At 60.5% G+C, this 15,248-nt stretch carries 14 protein-coding genes; 6 read left to right on the top strand and 8 right to left on the bottom strand.

Annotated elements, in window-relative coordinates:
- Positions 1 to 29: 29 nt before the first annotated feature.
- From QJT78_RS14130 to QJT78_RS14120, 3 genes are all read right to left on the bottom strand, one after another.
- The gene (locus QJT78_RS14130) at positions 30 to 1,451 is read right to left on the bottom strand and encodes an ATP-binding protein (protein WP_038942607.1); all 1,422 of its coding nucleotides are present in this window, start codon (positions 1,449 to 1,451) and stop codon (positions 30 to 32) included.
- A gap of 59 nt (positions 1,452 to 1,510) precedes the next feature.
- Positions 1,511 to 2,191 carry a response regulator transcription factor gene (locus QJT78_RS14125; RefSeq protein WP_014496376.1) on the bottom strand — a complete coding sequence of 227 codons (681 nt, stop codon included), beginning with the start codon at positions 2,189 to 2,191 and terminating at the stop codon, positions 1,511 to 1,513.
- 77 nt (positions 2,192 to 2,268) lie between these two features.
- Positions 2,269 to 2,448 (bottom strand): hypothetical protein, encoded by a 180-nt coding sequence (locus QJT78_RS14120; RefSeq protein WP_028147269.1) that lies wholly within the window; start codon positions 2,446 to 2,448, stop codon positions 2,269 to 2,271.
- 232 nt (positions 2,449 to 2,680) lie between these two features.
- Here QJT78_RS14120 and QJT78_RS14115 point away from each other — a divergent pair, with 232 nt between their 5' ends.
- Together QJT78_RS14115 and QJT78_RS14110 are read left to right on the top strand one after the other, a co-directional pair.
- Positions 2,681 to 2,929 (top strand): hypothetical protein, encoded by a 249-nt coding sequence (locus QJT78_RS14115; protein ID WP_028147268.1) that lies wholly within the window; start codon positions 2,681 to 2,683, stop codon positions 2,927 to 2,929.
- A gap of 289 nt (positions 2,930 to 3,218) precedes the next feature.
- Positions 3,219 to 3,617, top strand: a complete 399-nt coding sequence (locus QJT78_RS14110; RefSeq protein WP_038942606.1) for a hypothetical protein — start codon at positions 3,219 to 3,221, stop codon at positions 3,615 to 3,617.
- Positions 3,618 to 3,737: 120 nt separating this feature from the next.
- Here the strand turns inward: QJT78_RS14110 and QJT78_RS14105 are convergent, their stop codons facing one another.
- From QJT78_RS14105 to QJT78_RS14095, 3 genes are all read right to left on the bottom strand, one after another.
- On the bottom strand, positions 3,738 to 3,938 hold the full coding sequence (locus QJT78_RS14105) for a hypothetical protein (protein WP_155257706.1): 201 nt from the start codon (positions 3,936 to 3,938) through the stop codon (positions 3,738 to 3,740).
- A 412-nt stretch (positions 3,939 to 4,350) separates the two neighbouring features.
- Positions 4,351 to 6,174 (bottom strand): glutamine--fructose-6-phosphate transaminase (isomerizing), encoded by a 1,824-nt coding sequence (glmS, locus tag QJT78_RS14100; protein WP_038942605.1) that lies wholly within the window; start codon positions 6,172 to 6,174, stop codon positions 4,351 to 4,353.
- A gap of 288 nt (positions 6,175 to 6,462) precedes the next feature.
- Positions 6,463 to 7,449, bottom strand: coding sequence for an aldo/keto reductase (locus QJT78_RS14095; RefSeq protein ID WP_038942604.1), 987 nt, complete (start codon positions 7,447 to 7,449; stop codon positions 6,463 to 6,465).
- A gap of 373 nt (positions 7,450 to 7,822) precedes the next feature.
- Between QJT78_RS14095 and QJT78_RS14090 the strand changes: the two genes are divergently transcribed.
- Both QJT78_RS14090 and QJT78_RS14085 read left to right on the top strand, forming a co-directional pair.
- Positions 7,823 to 8,830, top strand: a complete 1,008-nt coding sequence (locus QJT78_RS14090; protein ID WP_038942603.1) for an NAD-dependent epimerase — start codon at positions 7,823 to 7,825, stop codon at positions 8,828 to 8,830.
- A gap of 390 nt (positions 8,831 to 9,220) precedes the next feature.
- Complete coding sequence (locus QJT78_RS14085) at positions 9,221 to 9,457, top strand: hypothetical protein (protein ID WP_028147263.1); 237 nt, start codon at positions 9,221 to 9,223, stop codon at positions 9,455 to 9,457.
- A gap of 115 nt (positions 9,458 to 9,572) precedes the next feature.
- Here the strand turns inward: QJT78_RS14085 and QJT78_RS14080 are convergent, their stop codons facing one another.
- Entirely contained in the window at positions 9,573 to 10,265 is a 693-nt protein-coding gene (locus QJT78_RS14080) for a response regulator transcription factor (protein WP_080586515.1), read from the bottom strand.
- Positions 10,266 to 10,855: 590 nt separating this feature from the next.
- On the opposite strand from QJT78_RS14080, the gene QJT78_RS14075 reads away from it, so the two are divergent.
- Positions 10,856 to 11,662 carry a response regulator transcription factor gene (locus tag QJT78_RS14075; protein ID WP_049807512.1) on the top strand — a complete coding sequence of 269 codons (807 nt, stop codon included), beginning with the start codon at positions 10,856 to 10,858 and terminating at the stop codon, positions 11,660 to 11,662.
- Positions 11,663 to 11,976: 314 nt separating this feature from the next.
- Positions 11,977 to 13,224: a hypothetical protein gene (locus QJT78_RS14070; RefSeq protein WP_038942600.1), complete on the top strand. Its 1,248-nt coding sequence runs from the start codon at positions 11,977 to 11,979 to the stop codon at positions 13,222 to 13,224.
- 18 nt (positions 13,225 to 13,242) lie between these two features.
- Here the strand turns inward: QJT78_RS14070 and QJT78_RS14065 are convergent, their stop codons facing one another.
- Positions 13,243 to 14,241, bottom strand: a complete 999-nt coding sequence (locus QJT78_RS14065; RefSeq protein WP_028147261.1) for a glycosyltransferase family 2 protein — start codon at positions 14,239 to 14,241, stop codon at positions 13,243 to 13,245.
- Between the last annotated feature and the right edge of the window lie 1,007 nt (positions 14,242 to 15,248).

The raw sequence follows: 15,248 nt of genomic DNA, 5'->3' as shown, positions 1-15,248 counted from the left end.
ATCGAGAACATCACGCATCATGAGGGGCATCACATCTGATTGACGGTTGCGAGAGTTGGGGTCCGGGACCGGCATGTGGCGGCTTTGCTCGCCCTCCCGGTCCAGGCAAGGATCTCGATCTGCCCGCCGGGAGCCGGACCGATGATCAATCGAAAGCCATGCAGCTTGACGATGGCAGCCACCAGGCTCAGTCCAAGCCCAACCCCCGGCGTGTTGCGCATCTTGTCGGAACGATAAAATCGCCGCAGCACCGCTTCGCGCTCCTGCGTGCTGATGCCGGGTCCGGTGTCACTTACCCGCACGAGCGCGGTGTCATCTTCCGACACCAGTTCGAGCCTCACCTGGCCGCCGGGCGGCGTGAACTTGACGGCATTGTCGACGAGATTGGCCATCGCTTCGAACAACAGGTCTCGATCGCCCCACACCAGCACATTGCGATCGATGACGACGCCAAGCCCGATGCCCTTGTCTTCGGCGATGGGCTCATAGACGTCGCACACCTCGCGCAGGATCTCGTCGAGCGCAACGTTACCGAAGCCGGCGGTGCGGCGGCTGTTCTCGATCTCGGTGAGGCGCAGCAATGCGGTGACGATCGCGAGCGACTGATCGATTCCGGCCATTGCCTTGTCCGTGACCTCCTGGAGCTGCTCCAGGGTGGTCGCATGCGTTCGGCCGCGCTCCAGCGCCAAGCGTGCGCGCGTGAGCGGCGTCCTGAGATCATGGGCGATATCGTTGCCGACGCCGGCAAGCGCGTTGATCATGGTCTCCATCTCGGCGAGCATGCCGTTGACGATGCTGGCCAGTCGCGCGAACGGATCGTCGGAATTGTCCTCCGGAAGCCGCTCGCGCAACTCCCCGGCCACGATCCGCTGCACCCGCTGGTTCACCTCTTCCACGCGCCTCTGGGCGCGAACGCTCAGCCACGCGCCGGCCAGCAGACAGAGGCAGAACGCCGGCAGCAGGCCGAGCGCGAGCGCCTGCCCCACGACACTCGAGATCTCGTGCGTCTCATCGACATTCCGTCCCATCACCAGGACATCGCCGTTCTCAAGACGCCTGCCCACGACCCTGATGACCGGTCCGTGGACCGCCGATTTCTCAATGAGGTCGAGCCGCACACCCTGCGCCGCTCCGCCGAGATCGAGTGCGCGCGGCAAGCTGTCGATGTTGCCGGCAAGCCGGGTGCCGGCACCATTGAAAAGTCCCGCGTACTGCACGCCCCTGGAATCCTGCTCGAGATGATCGGAGATCGCTCCGATGCGGCGCGCCGACGGCAAATCGGCGATGAAACTGATCCGGGTCATGATCATGCGGTCGGATCGCGCGATCAGATAGTCGTCGAGCTTCCAATAGGTGAACGCGAACAGCCCGACCACGAACAGCGCAAATGCGGCCGCCACCGCCAGGGCCCAGAGGAACGTGTTCGAACGGATGAACTGAATCTGGCGCATCGAACCGGCACTCGATATTCGTCCGAGATGTGCTCCGCGAGCCCCTGGGTTTCGCGTCTCTATGCGCGCGAACGCAGAATGAAGCCGGAGCCGCGAACATTGTGGATGAGCTGGGTGTCGCCGGGACCATCGACCTTGTGGCGCAGCCGGCCCATATGCACGTCGATCAGATTCGTCGTTGCCGGAACGAACTTATAGTTCCAGACCTCTTCGAGCAGCATCGCGCGCGTGAGCAACTGATCGCTCCGGCGCATCATGTATTCGAGCAGGCGGAACTCACGCGGCAACAGGTCGATCTCGCGCTCGTCGCGTCGCGCGGTCCGCTCGATCAAATCGAGCTCCAGCGGCCCGACATGCAACGTGGTCTCGCGGCTGTCCATCGGACGGCGCAGCAATGCCTCTATGCGTGCGACGAGCTCGATGATCGCGAACGGCTTGGTGAGATAGTCGTCTCCCCCCATGCGCAATCCGCGTACCCGATCGTCCACGGCGCCGAGCGCACTCAGAACCAGCACCGGTGTCCCGACCCGATCCTTGCGCAGGGCCTCGATGACGGTCAGCCCGTCCATTCCGGGCAGCATGCGATCGACGATCATGGCATCCGGACACGCCGCGCGCGCCCGATCGAGACCGTCGACGCCGTCAGGGGCCCATTGGACCTCAAAACCGCGATCGGCGAGTTCGGCGACGATCACCTCGGCGGTTTCGGCATCATCTTCGATCAGAAGAATCCGCGTCATGATCCTGCTCCCACGTTCTGCGAGGCGTTTCGGCCTGCGGCGGAGGAGCACGGGCTCGGCGGTCCGGAGCGTCATGTTCAATGCCCGCCCGCTCTGAACGCGCGGCGCCGCGCCAGCCTGCCATAGGCCACTCGTTGTCTGACGAGATAGTCCTGCGGAGCATGGGGCACCACTAAATAGCGATTCAGGAAGCGCGCCGAGCCCGTCGCCAACAGGGCCAGCGCGATGGCCATAAGTCTCGCTGTCGTCGTGATCATCTTCCGCCTCCATTCTGAACTGCGCTTTCATCAACATATGCCTGCGATGCGCTCCCCGTTACTCTCAAGGCAACGGATGTTGCGCATTCGCACGATCGTGCTTGCAACGCCGCGCCGGCTCACAGGCCGTTGAAATCCGGTGAGCAATTCGTGCATTTGGACGACGCCCGGCCGTCCACACGTTGATGCGGAGCCGCTTGGTCGGCCTGATGTCATCAAAGGAGAAGCCGAAATGACCACTCTCAAACTCTTGTCGACGGGATTGATTGCAGCCGCCGTGCTCGGGGGACCCGTCATGGCGCGCGAGCACCATGCCGTCGTGCGACAGCCCGCGATGACAACCGATGCGGCCGCATCGGATGCGCCCTTCTATCAGCAGGGAGGCCGCGTCTGCGTTCCTGCGCCGCGCGTCGGCGCTTTCGCGACAGCGCCGTGGACCGGCAACAACGTGCCTTGCGAGCCCGGCACGGGCAGCTTCTGATTACGGCATTTCCCTGGCCGGCCGGGCGCCTCGGTCGGCCGCTCCTCATCGAACGACGTGGGCGGGCTGGAACGTTCAGCCCGCCCCTTCTGTGGGCCGCGGCCCCCGCGGCGGGATCATCTTCCCTACCGGCGCGCCTCGTTCCTGAAGTCGAATTTAGTGGGATTGCCGCGCATCGCTCCTACCTCTCCTTTCATCACGAGCCTTGTCATCAGGAGCTTCGGCGACGGCACGACGCGGGAGCGGACTGCATGGATGACCAGGCAGATCGACACGAAAGGAGTGTCCCATGAAACGAGCAATCATGATTTTGGCAACGGCGGCGCTTGCCTCGACCCTGGCCATCGGCGCGGCCGAGGCGCACGGCGGTGGCGGTGGCGGCGGCCACGGTGGTGGCTTTGGCGGTGGCGGCCACGCCAGTTTTGGCGGTGGTGGCTTTGGCGGCGGACATATGGGCTTCGGCGGCGGCGGCGCGCATTTCGGCGGCATGGCGCGTGATGGAGGCTTTGGCGGCGAACATCTCGGATTCGGCGGTCATGCCGGCGCCGGCGGCATCGGCCTGCGCCAACATGCGTTCCACCGCTTTGGTCGCTATCGACCCGGATACGGATTCTACGGCGCCTATCCAGATTGCTACGATTGGTACGAGTTGCACCCCGACCAGCCGTTGCCGCTGAGCTGCAGCTAGTCTGCACACACAGCGCTCCGCCGTCGGTCCAGACCTACCGCGGAGGTTGCGTCGCCGGCCCACTCACGACTTGGCCGAGCCTGGCTCGGCCATTTTGCGATGCTGCTTCGCCAATAAGCTCTAGGAGGGGCGGAAGCCCGGAGGCATCGTTCGCCAGACTTTGTCTTTGAGGCAATAGGCACGGGCGCCCTCGGGAATATCTTCGGCGGCGCCGCCCTCATGTTGCTCGTAAAGGAGCGCCGGGAACAGCCTCCCCTTGATGACTTTAATCATATCACCGCGTCGAATGTTCGCGCCGGCTGTTCCCGTCAAAACCGACATGATCCCTCGCGAAGCGCACGTAGGATGCTAAACGAGCTCGTCGACCGGACGGGCTTGCCTGAAGCTATCTCGAAGCAGAACAGTCTTCCAATAACCCGAAAGGACTACTCCCTGATCGGGCTGCCCTTGCGGCCTGATGCCGAAGAGTCTGCGAGGAGAAGCAGCCCCCAGGTCCTAGCTCGTTTCTTGGCAGCAGCGGCCCCGCCAACGCGGTTACAATATAGCGGGGCCGCCTGCCCTGCGGACGTCGGTGCTTAACCTGGGCCCGAAGGCCACCAGGTTTTACCCCGAGCCGCCGAGACCGCGGACTGGTCGAAAGAGGCACCCATTTCGGAGCGCCCCTGTCTGTTAGACCAGCATCCTGCTTTCGACAGCACCTCCTTCTGAAGCGCATGCGGCGCGACCGGACCGACTATTCGACGGTCACCGACTTCGCGAGATTCCGCGGCTGATCCACGTCGGTCCCCATAATCGCGGCACTGTGATACGCAAGGAGCTGTAGCGGCACCGCGAGAGCCAGCGGCGCCACGATCGGGGGCATATCCGGTAAGGCCAGGACCGAGCAACCACTGGACGCGGCGAGTGAAGCACCTCTCTGGTCGGTCAAGAGGATAATGCGGCCCCCACGGGCGATCACCTCCTGCATGTTCGACATGGTCTTTTCGAACGTCGCGTCGTACGGCGCAATGACGATGACCGGCAGGCCCTTGTCGATCAGCGCGATCGGTCCATGTTTGAGCTCACCGGCCGCATAGCCCTCTGCGTGAATGTAAGTGACCTCCTTGAGCTTGAGGGCTCCCTCCAATGCCAGCGGATAATTGGTGCCCCGGCCTATGAACAGAGCGTCTCTGGCCCTGGCGATCTCACGCGCGAGCTCATGGACTTTCGGCTCCAGTTCGAGCGCGCGGGCCATATAGTCTGGAATCTCAGCAAGGGCCCGGACGAGCGAGCGCTCGCCTTCGGCTGAGAGCACACCGCGACTGCGACCGGCCGCGATTGCAATGCAGAGCAAGATTGCCAGCTGACAGGTGAACGCCTTTGTCGATGCGACCCCTATTTCCGGACCGGCCAATGTGGGCATTACGATGTGGCTCGAACGAGCCATCGTCGAAGTTTGCACGTTGACGACAGCGAGAACGCGCTGGCCGTGGGTCTTGGCGAACTCCAACGAAGCGAGCGTGTCGGCCGTTTCGCCGGATTGCGACACGAAAATCGCCAGATTGCCCGCGCCGAACGGAACGTCGCGATAACGGAACTCCGATGCAATATCGATTTCAACCGGAAGCCTGGCGTAGCGCTCGAACCAGTACTTCGCAATCAGACCGGCGTAGAAGGAGGTCCCGCAAGCTACAATCGACACACGATCGACTGTCCCGAAGTCCACATCCACGCCCGCCGGCAACCTGATTGTCCCGTCGCGCGCGATATATTGCGCAAGCGTCTGCCCAACCACCTTCGGCTGCTCGTGAATCTCCTTCGCCATGAAGTGGCGATGCTCGCCCTTGTGAACAATCACGGCTGCACCAGCGATTTTGGCCGACGTACGGCGGAGGCTCGCGCCGTTCACGTCGATAAACTCGATCTGCTCTCGGGTCACGACGGCGAGATCGCCGTCCTCAAGGTAGGCGACAATGTCCGTCAGAGGCGCGAGCGCCATCGCATCCGAACCCAGGAACATTTCGCCGCAACCGTAGCCGACAGCAAGCGGCGAGCCCTTTCGGGCACCGATCAGGAGATTGTCGTGCCCTTCGAACAGGAAGGCGAGCGCAAACGTTCCGTTCAAGCGCGGGAGCACCTTACGCACCGCTGCGACCGGCTCGTATCCGTTCTTCCGCTCGCGGCTAACGAGATGCGCAACCACTTCGGAGTCGGTTTCGGTCGCAAAATGTGCACCGGCCGCTTTGAGATCATTGCGCAACTCTCGATGGTTTTCGATGATCCCATTGTGCACGATCGCCACGCCGTCAACCATGTGGGGATGCGCATTCGTCTCATCGGGACGGCCGTGCGTTGCCCAGCGGGTGTGACCAATTCCGATCCGCCCGGCAAGCGGCTCCGAGTCGAGCCTGCTCTTGAGGTTTGCGAGCTTTCCGACCGCACGACGTCGCGTCAGCGAGCCGTCCTCGAGAGTGGCAATACCGGCCGAGTCATATCCGCGATATTCGAGCCGCTTCAGCGCATCCAAAAGAAGAGCAGAGGCTGGGCCCCGCCCGACGACACCAACAATTCCGCACATGGTCTCTCTCCGAGCATCTATCAACGGGCCCACCAAGCGCAACCGCGATTGCGGGCAATCTCCTAACGCGACGGCAGCGGCCTGGCCCCCTCACCTTTGGCCTGCCCTGCTGCGCAGGCCTCGGCGAGACGATCACACTAGCCGCGTCGTGGCCGTCCGCGCGCCAGTCGAATATCGTCGACAACATTGGCGAGTAGTATCGTGGGACGTGAATTCTAGCACGCGCAGCCGCCGATTGTATGATGATGACGGAGTAGACCTCATGCCCATAAGCTCCGCACTTGATCGCTACACCGACGCGCGCACGACCAACCGTTCGGTTTCCCGCGGTCCGTTCGAGAGATCGGCGACGATGCGATTGAGCTGATGAAGCGCCGGGATTTGCGCTGACCGGCGCAGATTGAACGCGAGATGCTCTTTCCGAAACATCGAAAACAATGAGACTCCTTCCGAGTTCGTTGCCAGCGCATAATCTACGACAAAGGCAGCAGCGATCTCGGTGAGGTCGCCCCGGTATCCCATCTCGTAAAGGCCGTTCAGTATTTCTTTCTCCGATCCTAGCCTTGCGACGAGCGGATCGACGCTCGAGAATGATCCATAGGTGACAAACGTCCTGCGTCGCGCAATCTCGGTCGATCTCTGAAGATTCGGCTCGAGCGGATTATTCGCGATCTGAATCAGCCGGTATGGTAGCGATTCATGGAGGTCGTCAATTCCGCCTTCGTTATTGCCCGCAATCGAAATTGCGCGGGCCTTCCCGTCCTGGACGACGCGCTCGACCGCTCGAATGATGTCTTCGCGAACGACCTCTTCGCGGGTGGGACGGTGGAGCGCAAGCACGTCGACATAATCCGTGCGAAGCCGCCTCAAGCTATCCTCGATGCTCGTCCTGATCAGCTCGGCCGATAGCGGCACTTTGAAGGGCTTCGACTTCATTGCGGAGAGGCGCGGTTGGATCCCGGGAAACACCGCAAGAGCGGCGCGCGCTACCGGCTTCAGGATCCGCTTAACGGCGGAGGTATCACGTGGGCGCATCCCGACCTTTGTGCAGATATGGACGCTGCCGCGCTTCCTGGATACGAACTGGCCCAAAATAGACTCGGCCGTCCCATCGCCATACGAAGGCGCCACGTCGTACCAGGTTATTCCGGCGTCGTATGCGCGCTCGAGCCCCTCGATCCCCCTGCGAGCCCCAACGCGCCCCCCGAGCGACGCGCAGCCGAAACCGATGCTCGATACATTCGCGCCGAGGGCGTCAACACGGACCATCTTCATCGCAAACACCCCTGACCACGCCGTTTGCGCTCAAGTCACCGACGTCGATCGTTCGACAGCGCGTACTCCAAGCCGACGGCCAAGTCGGGCAAGCCCGCCGCTGAGACAACTCTGCAGGTTTGTCTGGCTTCATCTTCATGCAAATGGATGATGACGCGGTTCGCTCGAACATTACATACGCTACGCCCCTGGAATTTGAGACAGGCGAGGATGCACGGAGTAATCCGTTCGAGCGGCTGCTGGCAGCTCGGCTCCGCCGCCATCGTCAGGTGCGCTCATTTGCGCAATCGAGATGCGGCGCGATTGAGAGTTAACTTTCTGCGATCGATGGCGCCTTCTTCGCCGTTCGAACTCCATCTAACTTGGACAGCGAATGTCATCTCGCTCAGAGCAAGTTGCCGACGACGTTCTGGTGACCGGAGCTGCTGGCTTCATCGGTTTTCATGTTGCCCGTCGACTGCTCGATGAAGGGCGCCGGGTCGTCGGATTGGACAACATCAACAACTACTACGACCCAGCCCTCAAGCGCGCGCGTCTCGACATTCTGCGCCGCGATCCGCGTTTCTCCTTCGTGCAGATCGATCTTGGACATCGGTCGACGATGGCCGAGCTGTTCGCAAAACATCGTTTTGCGAGAGTGGTCCATTTAGCCGCTCAGGCCGGCGTCCGGCATTCGATCGATCAGCCGCACGCCTATGTCGACGCCAATCTTGAGGGATTCCTCAACGTCCTCGAAGGCTGCAGGCATAACGCCTGTGGTCATTTGATCTACGCATCATCATCGTCCGTGTACGGCGCCAATGCCGAGTTGCCATTTTCAACCCGGCATAGGGCCGACCACCCCGTCAGCTTCTATGCCGCGACGAAGAAAGCCAACGAGCTGATGGCCCATTCGTACAGCCACCTGTACCGACTCCCGGTCACCGGCTTACGGTTCTTTACGATCTACGGCCCGTGGGGCCGGCCCGACATGGCGATATTCCTGTTCGCCGACGCGATAGTCAAAGGCAGGCCGATCAAGCTCTTCAACCATGGCAGGATGCGGCGCGACTTCACCTATGTCGACGACGTCACGCGCGTCATCTCGCGGCTGATCGAGCGCGCTCCGGAGGACAACGCCGATGCGGCGGGCGCACCGGCCAAGCTCTACAATGTAGGCAATAACCGCCCGGAAGCGCTGATGCACGTCCTCGAATTGATCGAGAAAGAGCTGGGACGAACCACAGCGAAGGAAATGCTGCCAATGCAACCTGGAGATGTCCCGGAAACGTTTGCCGACGTTGGCGATCTCATGCGCGATACCGGGTTTTCGCCCTCCACCCCCATCGAAACCGGTATATCCAATTTCGTCCGCTGGTATCGCGACTACTACGCGATATGACCTTTTCGAGATGATGTCCCCCAAAGTCAAACCGTCCGCTCCCAACCGATCGGAGTGTCGATTGCAATTTCTGCGCGGCGGTGATGGACCACCTGACGAGACTTGCGAAAAGGGCGCGGCCCCGGCGGGGGCATTGGGGATTCGCAGGGCCGGGGCCGCAGCGCTGCGCCGAAGTGGGCTCCGTCGACGCAACATCATCGTAGTCCTCGAGAAGCAATTGTTCATTCTGAATTCGTGGTCATGCAGATCAACGTCGGGGTACCCATCAATGATGATTGAGCCCTCCTAGAATAGCCGCTTGCTATGCGCGCCCCTGCGATGCGAAATCTTGACAGTGATGCGGGGGGCTCGCTGCAGTCATCGGAATGTTCGCGTTGTCCGGAGACATCCATGCCGCGGTATTTCTTTCATATCCACGACGGTCATTCAGTGCTCGACGATGTCGGACTTGATCTCCCCGACATTTCCGCGGCGCGGACCACTGCGATCGAACTGAGCGGCGAGATCCTCAAGCACGACGTGATGGACCCACTCCTGCATTACATTTCCTGGCAGGTGGAAGTCAGCGACAGCCCCGAGCTTGGCGGCCGGTCGCTGTTCGTTCTTCAGTTCTCCATCGAGGGATAGGAGATCGAAAACGCAGCTTTGCCGGCGCTTGCACAATCTGAAGGTGCAACGGTCGCTCGGCTGAGCTTCGGTGAAATGCCCGCATATCGCACTGCAAACAGTGCGATATGATGTCTTAGCGCTCCCCGGGCACCGGATCCGATCCAGCATGCGCCGGTTTGTCCTGCGCCGAATTGGCGCGGTCATCCTGCGAGATAGCGAGGGCCGCAAGCGCAGTGCGATTGCCGATTTCAAGCTTCTGAAAAATGTTGTGGAGGTGAACCTTGATGGTGCCGTCTGCAATGTTGAGCCGGCGGCCGATTTCCTTGTTGGACAGACCACGAGAGACCAGGCGCATGATCTGCCGCTCGCGCTCGGTGAGTACCGCGAGCGCGCTTTCCGGATTCGGACTGTGCTCGCGAGGCGCGGCCTGATCGGTGGGCGATAACGGAACAACGGTCTGGCCGTTGGCAATGTCTCGCAAGCCTTGCACCACGGCTTGGCCCGTCATCTCCTTCAGAAGGACACTGTACCCGGCCGGGGCGCCCGCCAACACAAGATCGCAGTCCTCGCTCGGCGCGAAGAACACAAACCGCGTTGGTCGGCTGTCCGAATGGCTGAGTGAATTGTTCATCAGCGCGGTCAGCTCCGGCATTGCCGCGTCCATGATCGCTATGTCGGGCGCAAGCGTCAAAATTGCCTGGATGCAGCTCGCAGCATCGCCGCAGGATGCAACGACCTCGAAATCGGATTCTGAACCAAGAACACTTGCGAGACCCTGCAAAACCATTGGGTGTCGGTCTGCAATCACTACAGTCGCACGACGCATCGGGCGCTCCCTAACCTGCCGCCCCCAAAATTCCCGCGATTGAAGCTAGAGGCCCCCGCCCTTGCCGCTCCAACATCAATTGATCACCAACAAATAAACTTCGAGCAATTCCCTAAAGTATCATTTGGCGTAGCGGACCTATGAGGCAAATAACCGCACGAGTCTGTGATCGCAATATACATCAAGTTCGCCGGATCAAAGGGCCGTATGAACCCGGTGGTCTCGGCTCACAACCGCTGGCGAGCGGTCTATCCATTTGCCACTTGGCAAGCTCGAAAGCATCGCGATGGAGCAAGGCTTTCGCGAACGGATTCACCCGCTCACGGCGAACATTCAAAGGTTGAATCAGCATTCTATTTCGCCCCCAAGTCAATCTCCGACGGCCGTTCACCAAGAGCTTGGGGACCCATCGGCCTATAACGAAAGGTATATAGGCAAAATCGAAAGATCGAATCTAACCTTCAGCAATTATTAACTAAACGGTGCCCGGCTTCTGCAAATCAGAAAAAACGGGCCACGAGGCGCTTTTGTTCCTTTTCCTGCGTGTTTTTCATTCAAGTTGTGTCATTGCGTTGGTTGCGGAGGGTAAGATGAGGAGGCGGCAATCCTGCAAAGTTGTTTTGATCGGACGAAATATTTTGCTGCGAGAGGGAATTTCTCAAATACTGCATGCGGCAGATTTTCAAATTGCGGTGTCGGCCTCGAGCACCGATGAAGTTACAAGCACACTCCAGGCACATCAGCAGCTCCTGTTTGTGATTATCCACAGCACCGGCGAATTCGATGCAGCCATGAAGCACATCGGGTTTGTAAGAGAGCAGTATCCGGACGCGCGCGTAGCGATCGTTTCGGACCACTACCGGCCGGATGAGTTGATCGCGGCCTACAAGGCCGGTGCCAGCGGCTATTTCGTCGACGTCAATTCATGCGACGCTTTCATCAAGTCCATCGAGCTCGTGACAATGGGCGAGACGGTGTTTCCACCGGCTTTCCTGTCATTCGTGCTCGATAGCGGTTTCGATCGCGAGCCTCAACTTCAGCCAGCGATCGAAGAGCGATCAAATCTCCTCGTTGCGGCCGAAGAACGGATAGCACCTCATCTGTCACCGCGAGAGCGGGCGATTCTCTCCTATCTGATCGAGGGCAATTCCAACAAGTGCATTGCGCGAAAGATCGATATTGCCGAGGCGACCGTGAAGGTCCACGTCAAGGCGATCCTGCGCAAGATACGGGTCCAGAACAGGACGCAGGCCGCAATTTGGGGAATGAACAACGGATCACTGGTGCGGGTCTCGAATGGTCACGCGCTGCCGTTGTCAATGGATCGGGAACCTACGCTCAGCCTTGTGTCAAGCGACCGCGGACGTCACGAAATCGGCGCCGCAGAGCCGGACTAGCCTGGCCGATCGGCCTGACGCCCATCAAGCCCTCAACAAATGCCGGGCGGCGCCTATACGCGCCGCCCGGCTAACCGCGCCGGACTGATCTATCGATCGAGAGGATCAGAACCTGCCCGTGGATCCGCAACATTTCGCGGGGCGTCTCCTGCATTCAAATGATGCGCGCTGGGCCCGAGCAGCTAGAACGCATCGTCGAACCAATAGTCCTGGTCCCCGCGGGAGCCTGGTGACCGGCAAGCATCGAACCTCATATCGATCGCTTGCCCACCCGGATGATCCGAGCCCCCTGCTTGCCATGGAGCATGATACGGATGTCTCCGTCCCACTACACGCGAATTGGCCTGGCCGGCGCCGTGGCCGTCGTGCTTGCATTGGCGGGCATCGCCGCCGCACAGACGCTTGCAAAGACCAAGCTCTCGACTGCCAGCAGCATGAACTTGCCCGACTATCTCGTTCCGGTCACCGATCCCGACACCGGTGCCACGATCGTCCGGATAACGACCCCGGGGCCCTTGGGTGCTGGCCTGGCCTGTCAACGAGCCTATTGCACCCACCGATATTCGAGCGCGCAGGCCTGGAACGCCGACCAGACTCTGCTTCTGATCGCCAACGGTTGTAACGGGCTCTGCTTTCTGGACGGACGGACATACGTTCCGCTGTTCCGCCGGCAACGCGAAGACGAGTGCGAGTGGCACCCGCGCGATCCCGAACGCATGATATGCGCGATCGGGCGCAAGATCTCGCTCTGGACGCCGCGAACCAATGCCGAAGAGATCATGCTGATGGCCGAGGGCTATCGCGGCCTTCAGTTCGGGCCGGGCAAGGGCAATCCCTCTCAGGACGGCCGGCGCATCGCCGTGCGAGGCACGCGCGCCGACGGCGTCGTCGTCGCATTCGCGTTTGACCTCGTGAGCCGACAGAAGTTTCCGGATATCGAAGTGGGGAAACTGCCCGGGCGAGACGGCGTTTGCGAGATATCTGCCCTGGGCAGCTACATCAGATGCAGCCGATGGGTCGACGGAAAGGATGAGGCATTCATCTTTACCGTCGCAGGCGATCTGGTGCAAAGCTGGACCGAACATCATCGTCCGAGTCATGGCGACATGGCCGTGGACGCCGACGGACGCGAGGTATACGTCGGAATCAGCAAATCTGATCCCGACATATACCAGGTGATCAAGCGCCGGCTGGATGACGGCGTGGTTACCGCCCTGGCTCCGCGTGGTGAGGCCTCGCATGCGTCCACGCGCGCGATCCACTGGCCCGGCTGGGTGATTCTAAGCTATGGTGGCGATCCGGCCGAGATCGCCCGGCTACCAAAGTTTGCGCCCTTCGCTCGGGAAGTCATTGCCCTGCGAATTGACGGCAGTGGCGAATTCCGACGCATTGCGTACACACGCAACGTCCCGCACGACTACTGGAGCGAGACTCACGGCTCGCCGTCGCCCGACGGTTCCCAAGTGATCTGGTCGAGCAATTGGGGGGTAGCGGGCGGCCCCGTGTTCGACTTCGTAACACGCCTCGATGCCCCCGATCGGACCAGCGCCTTGTCCCGATAATGGTCAGCGGCGGCCCCGTCAGGCGTGACCCACGCGAGCTAATGAGCCCGCTGCCGATGTACGCGCTCGCGCCCGGATCGCCTTGTTGGCTGCCTTGATAACCGAGGGACGCAGGATCTGGAGCGCGTCCCGGATCGTTGCGCCCCAGGACTGGTGGCGAAATCTTCCGCGCAATCTTGCAACCCGCAATGCACGCACGACCGTTTCGGGGTCTGGTAGCCCTTGCTTGTCCTCGACCAGGCTCCAGGTCAGATTCTTGAGATCAAGGGTCTCCTCATCGATCTGAGAGAACGATTTGGAACCGGTAATATTCGCGTGGTCCGTCATATCGTAGAAGATCAGGCCGTCGTCGATCGCCACCATGTCGCCATGACAGGCGAGGTCGACGAAGAACAATTGGTCCACCCCCCACCTGATCGACTTGTAGTTTCGCATCAGACAACCTGCCTGGATGACCTCGCTGTTGATCAGCAGGGTCGACGGAACAATTCCCAGCACGCGGGTCTTGCCGACCAAATAGAGATCCGTCAGGCACTGCTGGCTCGAATACAGCGTGACGTGCCCTCCCCGGCGGTATTTTATGCCTTCATCCTGAACGAGATGAGATGTGGAGGTCATGAACGCAGCGGTGGGGTACGTCCTCGCCAATTCCGCAAAAGTCTCGAGCGATCCCGGCACCAGCCAGTCGTCGTCATGCAACACTTTGATCCAATGACCGCGACATGCGAGCATCGCGCTGTTCGTATTCTCAACCTGGCCCCGTCCTCGGTGGTTCTGGACAATTCGAATACGGGAATCGCTCCGAGCGTATTCAGACAGAATGCTCCAACTGACGCCTTTTGGACCTTCGTCGTCGCTGATCACCATTTCCCAGTCGGCGTAATTCTGCTGCAGCACGCTTTCAATCGTACGGCGTATCATATCCGGTCGACGGAAGGTTGGTATGGCCACCGAAATCATGGGGCGGGCGTCCGGATCTCGAATGCCCTCCGACCCGTCGTTCTGCAACAGGTTCATCGCTTTTCCCTCAAGCTCAGTTCATGTCATTCAAGCAGTCGACCCTGACGAGCCCGCAATCGGCTCCGCAGAAAACCGACCTCATCGCGTTGCACCGCGTCCTTCTTGATGAGCTGTGAACGTCAAGACCGACCGAATTACACACGACGAACGCTAGGTAGCGGCATGGGACTGGTCATCCTTCATTCGCATGACGATGATTATACCCAGACGCGAGGTCTCGAAGCGGTCAGCTCGGTCGGCAGGATCACGGCGCGACCGGGATCTCCAGACTCGACCGATCGATACCATCATGCAAACGAAGGACGGCCGGGCGTTCCGGTCAGCCTACGCTCTACCGAGCAGCTAACCGCTAGAGATGGATGGCCCCTTGCAAAAAATTGCATCAACCGCTCGCTCGAATTCAAGAGGAGCTCGACAAGGCCCGGTTCCTGCTATCGCGCGGACTGTGGGTGAGCGGACTGTGCCGCTTCATCACCTTCGGCTTTCCTGCCGGATACAGTCCGCGCATCTGAAAATACCTGCTGGGCAACATTCGCCTGAACGGATTGACGTCAATGACGCCGCGGTGGTGGCTGATCTGCGGTTGGTACTGGCCGACTTCGATCAGGTGAGAGCCGAGATGGACGCAACGATCGCCGAACGGTCCGGCGTGAGCGCACTTGCGAGTTCGAGCGCTAAGACAGCCCTGGACGACGTCATGCAAATGAATGATGACGGAATTGGTTCGAGACTCCTACGCTGCTCAGCAGCACAGACTCTCTTTCGACGATACTTGTCGCGTTGGGTCTGCGGTGCGAAATGAAAGTCGAGTCCGGAAATCCAGCTCTCGGCACCGGCTGCTCACTACCGAGGGCAGGCGTACTAGTTGAGAACAACAGCCTTCTAGACGAATGCCCCGCGGGTCACTTCAAATTCCTCCGGGTGTGGTCAGTCAAATTCCTCCACCCGCGAGGCAGGACAAGGGACTGTTAGTTTGAGTTTGTTTCCCGGGCAAGAGCTTCAGC

This window comes from Bradyrhizobium sp. Mp27 (assembly GCF_029953005.1).
GTDB classification, from domain to species: Bacteria; Pseudomonadota; Alphaproteobacteria; order Rhizobiales; family Xanthobacteraceae; genus Bradyrhizobium; species Bradyrhizobium barranii.
This window is presented reverse-complemented; position numbering and strand designations above follow the sequence as displayed.

Bases quoted from the DNA above. Each gene is read 5' to 3' on its own strand.
- QJT78_RS14130 (WP_038942607.1), bottom strand. From the start codon at position 1,451: ATGCGCCAGATTCAGTTCATCCGTTCGAACACGTTCCTCTGGGCCCTG.
- QJT78_RS14125 (WP_014496376.1), bottom strand. From the start codon at position 2,191: ATGACGCGGATTCTTCTGATCGAAGATGATGCCGAAACCGCCGAGGTG.
- QJT78_RS14120 (WP_028147269.1), bottom strand. From the start codon at position 2,448: ATGATCACGACGACAGCGAGACTTATGGCCATCGCGCTGGCCCTGTTG.
- QJT78_RS14115 (WP_028147268.1), top strand. From the start codon at position 2,681: ATGACCACTCTCAAACTCTTGTCGACGGGATTGATTGCAGCCGCCGTG.
- QJT78_RS14110 (WP_038942606.1), top strand. From the start codon at position 3,219: ATGAAACGAGCAATCATGATTTTGGCAACGGCGGCGCTTGCCTCGACC.
- QJT78_RS14105 (WP_155257706.1), bottom strand. From the start codon at position 3,938: ATGTCGGTTTTGACGGGAACAGCCGGCGCGAACATTCGACGCGGTGAT.
- glmS (WP_038942605.1), bottom strand. From the start codon at position 6,174: ATGTGCGGAATTGTTGGTGTCGTCGGGCGGGGCCCAGCCTCTGCTCTT.
- QJT78_RS14095 (WP_038942604.1), bottom strand. From the start codon at position 7,449: ATGAAGATGGTCCGTGTTGACGCCCTCGGCGCGAATGTATCGAGCATC.
- QJT78_RS14090 (WP_038942603.1), top strand. From the start codon at position 7,823: ATGTCATCTCGCTCAGAGCAAGTTGCCGACGACGTTCTGGTGACCGGA.
- QJT78_RS14085 (WP_028147263.1), top strand. From the start codon at position 9,221: ATGCCGCGGTATTTCTTTCATATCCACGACGGTCATTCAGTGCTCGAC.
- QJT78_RS14080 (WP_080586515.1), bottom strand. From the start codon at position 10,265: ATGCGTCGTGCGACTGTAGTGATTGCAGACCGACACCCAATGGTTTTG.
- QJT78_RS14075 (WP_049807512.1), top strand. From the start codon at position 10,856: ATGAGGAGGCGGCAATCCTGCAAAGTTGTTTTGATCGGACGAAATATT.
- QJT78_RS14070 (WP_038942600.1), top strand. From the start codon at position 11,977: ATGTCTCCGTCCCACTACACGCGAATTGGCCTGGCCGGCGCCGTGGCC.
- QJT78_RS14065 (WP_028147261.1), bottom strand. From the start codon at position 14,241: ATGAACCTGTTGCAGAACGACGGGTCGGAGGGCATTCGAGATCCGGAC.